This is a genomic window from Mesorhizobium sp. M7A.F.Ca.US.014.04.1.1 (assembly GCF_003998745.1).
In the GTDB taxonomy this organism is placed as follows: Bacteria; Pseudomonadota; Alphaproteobacteria; order Rhizobiales; family Rhizobiaceae; genus Mesorhizobium; species Mesorhizobium ciceri.
Window position 1 is genome coordinate 1 of record NZ_RZRW01001185.1, and the last position, 887, is coordinate 887.

General features: G+C 63.1%; 2 protein-coding genes. Both read right to left on the reverse strand.

Features of this window, described 5'->3' with window-relative positions:
- Positions 1 to 291, reverse strand: a 291-nt coding sequence (locus tag EOA22_RS35455) for an ATP-binding cassette domain-containing protein (RefSeq protein WP_127390706.1), incomplete at its 3' end; no start/stop codon positions are given.
- 120 nt (positions 292 to 411) lie between these two features.
- Positions 412 to 887, reverse strand: a 476-nt coding sequence (locus EOA22_RS35460; RefSeq protein WP_245478785.1) for a LysR substrate-binding domain-containing protein, incomplete at its 5' end; no start/stop codon positions are given.

Here is an 887-nt window from a genome sequence, read left to right on the forward strand (position 1 = left end):
GCTCATATGCGGGAACAGCGCGTAGCCCTGGAACACCATGCCGGCGGCACGTTGCTCTGCCGGTCGGTCGGTGATGTCGACGCCGTCGCTGAACAGCTTGCCCTCGGTCGGCTGCACGAAGCCCGCAAGGATCATCAGGAAGGTGGTCTTGCCCGAACCCGACGGCCCCAGCAGGGTCAGGAACTCGCCACGGCCGATATCGAGCGACAGATTGTCCAGCGCACGGAACGAGCCGAAGCTCTTGCCGATCCCGATTGCCTTGATCTCTGCGGCACGGCCGGGTTGCTGCATACTGCCCTTTCCCTAACGCTTGTCGAAATCGTAGGCAGGGTGCCGGCTCACCGCAACCGAATAGTTTTCGCGTGATCGGCAAATTCCATTCATCTATGGCGAGATGGCGCCGCCTTGCCCTCAATACGGCAGAATGCGGTTCTCCTGGAGTTTCGACCGCAGCCATCCCGCGAACGCTTCCAGCACCGGATGCGAAGCCTTGGCGTGTTCGGAGACCAGGAAATAAGAGCGTGGCGACTTGATCGCGATGTCGAACGGCCTGACCAGCCGGCCCTCGCTCAGCGCCCGCCGGCTGGTCAGTTCGTCGCCCATGGCGATGCCCTGGCCGGCAATCGCCGCCGAAAAGACCAGGTTCATGTCGGAAAAGAAGATGCCACCCTCGATGTCGGGGTTTTCCACCTTGGACAGCGCCAGCCAGCGCGCCCAATCCTCGGTGTCGTCGAGATGCAGCAGGTTGGCGCGCAGCACGTCCGACGGTCGGGAAAAACCGCCGACCTTGTTGAGCAGCGTCGGGCTGCAGAGCGGCGTGAACGAGAGTTCGCAGAGCGGCTCGATCGCCCGGTGCGGCCAATTGCCGACGCCAAACGCACAGAAGG